The sequence below is a fragment of the uncultured Gimesia sp. genome (genome assembly GCF_937910335.1).
Lineage (GTDB): Bacteria > Planctomycetota > Planctomycetia > Planctomycetales > Planctomycetaceae > Gimesia.
This window is the reverse complement of the sequence record NZ_CALEMX010000080.1, coordinates 1-4,507: the sequence shown is the minus strand read 5'-3', so window position 1 is coordinate 4,507 and position 4,507 is coordinate 1. Positions and strand designations below refer to the sequence as shown.

2 pseudogenes are annotated in these 4,507 nt (G+C 47.6%); one reads left to right on the top strand and one right to left on the bottom strand.

Going from position 1 to position 4,507, the window contains the following annotated elements:
• Positions 1-3,341: pseudogene (locus tag Q0668_RS03255) on the top strand (hypothetical protein); the annotation flags it as partial.
• Between the two features lie 76 nt (positions 3,342-3,417).
• Here Q0668_RS03255 and Q0668_RS03250 read toward each other — a convergent pair.
• Positions 3,418-4,507, bottom strand: a pseudogene (locus tag Q0668_RS03250) (hypothetical protein); the annotation flags it as partial.

Sequence of the window (4,507 nt, the reverse complement as noted above, 5' to 3'; positions counted from 1 at the left end):
ATAAGTACAAGGATTGTCTCATTCGTGTGTTGTTGGTGGCATTGATTGCCGGGGGAAACCCTGCTTTAAACACTTTGATGGCCGGTGACGGGCTGTTCTGGTTTCAGAAGAAGCCTAAGCATAAGACGTCGATGGAACGAGTGGCGATCAAGCTTGATCACATGGAACATAAGATCGGCAAGGATGGCACCGTTGTTGTAAAAGTTCCTGATGTCTGGGGAGAATCTCGTCTCACGAAACATCGTCAGGAATTCGAACGCATCATGGCCCAAAAGGTCGATCAATTCGAAATCTTGATGAATGCTTCCATTCAACGTAGCGATCAAGCTTATCTGGCTAACGCTCTGGCCATCCAAGCTGCTGCATCTCCAAATACAGCAGGAGGAATACCGCCTGCTACTGATATCAATATCGTACAATCCCTCATGGAAGACGAAGCAATTACAGCAGCCCCCGCACCACCAGCTGACGCAGCAGCTGCAGAAGCTGCTGCTGCGAAGGGTTCAGATGCTCCAATCTCGCGATCTGCAGGTATTTATAATTACAGCGGCTTAACAGGTGCTGGTAGTAATTTCGAGAAAAAGAAACTCGGACTCGAACCGACTATTGAACTGGATCAGTTGAAGCGGTATCTGGATCATCTGAATGAGATTCGTCGTATTAATGAAGGTGACGATACATCCGATGCACCTGGGTACTCGATGAATCTGGTTCGCATTCCTGTATCTGTTTTGCCAGGTTATCAGACGCGGAAAGGGCATGGTGCTGAAGTCACAGTAACAGCCACTCCACATATTTCAGGGGAAGTTCTGCCGCGTGTGTTTCGTGAACTGGTGATTAACGATCTGGTTGATGAATTGAGTTTAACAGTATTGAAGCTTCAGGAAGCAATGGGGCAAGCAACACCTGCTGAGGATGCCAATGCAGGGGTGGCACCAGCGGTACCATCGATTAGTACGGGAATTGTCGCCTTTGCTCCGAAAGTGCAATCATCTGTAGCTGTTGAACGTGGTATGAAATTTTTTACTAAATCAGTAAATCCAAGTCGTGTGGTTCTGGCAACGCCTGGCAATCGGCGTGCCAGGAATCCGATTCCTGCAACGCAGGTGGTGAATGTTTTTGGTGAACGACAATTGGTGGCCATCAGTAATCAATTTTATCAGCGAAAACCTGTCGATCATGATACACATCTTTCTGATGTTCGTAGTTTTTTACGTGAAGAACTGGAAGCAGCCTATGATTTTCTGAAAACAAGCCCCCATTTCTGGGAACCAGGGACTTTAGTTGGTGTAGACGAATTGGGAACGAGTCTACATGGCAGTCAAGCTCAGTCTGTTCGGCTGGCATTATGTGAGAAAATTAATAAAGCGATACGTACCGAAAATTATGGGACGTTGCAAAAGCTGAGGCAAAGATTATGGGTAACTCATAGGGCACTTGAGGGGGGCGTTGCTGCCCGCAAAGGTAACTCTGACTCTGACTTATTAGACGCTCAGCAATTTGATGGCCAATTAGGTAAAAAAAAGTACAAGAAGGAAGACGGAACTGTAAGTTATCTTCCGACTACCATCAGTTCACTCGCCTGGGCGGTGTTAGTCGAGGCTGCCGTGTTGAATGAGCAGTTAAATGAAGATATGAAACGCGTGAGCCGTGACCCTAACTGTAACTGCATGTGTACCGGCAGGCATTGTTTCTTTGGAACAGATTTTAAAACTACGGAATCGCTGGTTCCCGGGATGGATCATAGTGAACTGCGATCTGATCCTGCCGCCGAACAAGCATTCATTGAGTATGTGAAGTGTCGCTGGCCGATTCATGTGTTTGCCCTTGATCCACAACGACAGGATCAAAATATTGCAGATACTTACAGTATGCGACGTGAAATGCAATTGGCTCTGGCCCTGGCATTTTCTTCAGGTCGGATTAGGGCACAAAACTTGACACGTTACGTACGGCGAATTGAGATCGATATGCAGACGGTTGCCCTCAATTCCACTGCGGTTGCCTTTGGGCATGGTGCAGATACATTTGGTTGGAGGTTTTATCCGCGCGTGCAATCGCCGCCAATCGATAACAATTTCAAAGTGCTGGTGAAAGATATGCTGATTGGCGGTCCTTCTAAAGACGAACTTCGTAAACAATGGGAATTGGAACCTGGGATGCGGGAGTGTGTGGCGATCGTCCTGATGCCTTCATTCATTGAACATGTGACGTTTGATTCGCATGGCCAGTATTTCAAGTTATCGGGAATGAGTCGGCCATGGGATGGACATAAAACGCGTTCCACGATGCTGGAGAACACTCGTTGGAGTGAAGATATTCGCAGTATGGAACTGGCGTTTGAACAAGTTGTTTGTGAAGCCGACCGCTATCGTGAAGGAGAAGTGGAGCGCATGATGCGACGCGTGCATCAGGTTGCCAGTAAGCTGCCGATGCAAACTGTGCATGCCCGTGTTCCCAATGAAAATACTTTGGGTGGATTTGAGATGTTCTCTTCTGGAATTACTGATCTGGCTCCAGAATTGATTGACTTTTACGGTCAACCCGGTGTTGATCCTGTTAAGGAAACCAGACTGTATCTGGTCGGGAATCATTTCAGTGTGCACGAAACAAAAGTGCTGGCTGGCAACCGCAATGCAGCCTTTTCGCTGTTAAGCCGCTCTGTGATGGAAGTGCGGATTCCTGCGGGAGTCCAGACGATGCAGAAGACGGATGAATTTCCCAATGGTTATGTGGACGTACATGTTGCCACGCCCTATGGCGTGTCGGGGCACCTGGCGATTCCAGTACTTCCGAATCGTCACCAATCCCGCGAAATATATGGGTGGGATCAACAGAATATAACGTTGGAGTATGAATACGCTGCAACTCAATCTGGATCTCCACCTACAGGTCCCTTTACTTATAGCATTAAAAACATTGGAATTCAGGTTGGTGAACCCGATGAACTGACGATTTCCATTCCTGATAATCATTTGGTAGCACAAGCAGCTAGCAGAAAGATTGATCTGAGTGTCGTCTATTCCGGAGATGGTTTGTCAACGGTTTTGAGTGAGTCAAGTAGTGGAACTAGAGTATCCAATCCTTTGAAAGATAAAGAACTGAAATACGATGCAGGACGGAAGGCGCTTGTGATTGAGCTGTCAAACTATTTTGCATTTCACGACAATATAAGCAAAATGGTGGCGAAATATCTTGGTGAAAAATATCCAAAGGGCGATGTGCCATCAGGACTTACTATGGATTTGAAAATCGTTGGAAGTTTAACCTTTGATGCTAAAATAAAAATTCCAATTCAAAATGAATTGCATCTGATGATTCAGTTGAAGAAGAAGGAGTAATAGCTACTTTTCATTAACCCGTTTCTGCAATGAATAGAATCAAGCCCGGTGATCACTTTCACCGGGTTTGATTTCGTTAGCCGATGATGTCTCGTCTGTGTGAGACGTAGTCCCAGACGACGTAGCGATCTAAATCGCTGCCGGCGGTGAAGAAGACGCGGCCTTGCGTTGCTTCGGCCAGGCGATGGGCAAACTGGATGTCTTCGCTGGATTGTGACCAGCTGGGGATGAGGAAGATGTTGATGGTGATGCCTTCGCGTTTGCACAAATGCGCTTCGCGCATTGTGGCGGCTTCAGTTTGAGGATCGGGCGGATAGAGGAGATACAGCATCTCGTCTTCAAAGTGTGCTGTTGGTAAGCCGTCGGTGATCAGGATGATTTGTCGATTGGGCGTGTCCTGCAGTGCGAGAAAGTGACGCGAGAGCTGTAAGGCGTGCTGAATATTCGTAAAGTGCGGTGGCACGACCTGCTCGCTGATATTTTCATCACTCATGTCTACCTTTAAGCGAACAACGGGATCAAAAATTGTGACCGGTTTAGGCATCAGTTCCACAATCTCGCTGGCAGTGCGCGGTTTGGCGAATGTATACATCTCGATGAATTGCAGATAATCGCCGGGAAATTCGCCGTGGATTAATGCTTCCAGGGCCAGCCCCATCTGCTTGACATTGACATATTGTCCTTCGTAACGCATGGAACCACTCATATCCATCAACACGGTCGTGGCGCATTTGGGTGAATTCCGCGTTTTATGAATAACGAGATCATCGCTTTTGAGCCTGATCGGTAAACCTGGACCGTCGCGCAGAATGGCATTCGTAAATGATTGAGTGATGTCCATATTCGAGACGGAATCTCCAAACTCATACGGTTTGGTGCTGGCCATTTCGACCGCGCCTTCGCCGATAATCGGCCCGGAATGCCGTCCGGTGCGCGATGCCTGCAGGTCGCTGAAGATGCGTTCCAGCAGGTGACTCTGGAATAGACGATATGCTTTGGGAGTGAGTCGAAACTGGCCTTTAGAAAATTCCAGTCCCTGCTGGTCGGCCATTTCACGTAACATATCGGTGACTTGTTTTTGAATCGCCTCTAATGTCTCGCGGTCGCCCGGCTGTGTAAATTCAGAAAGCGCTTCCATATCAATGATGGCGATCTGTGCGGTCTCA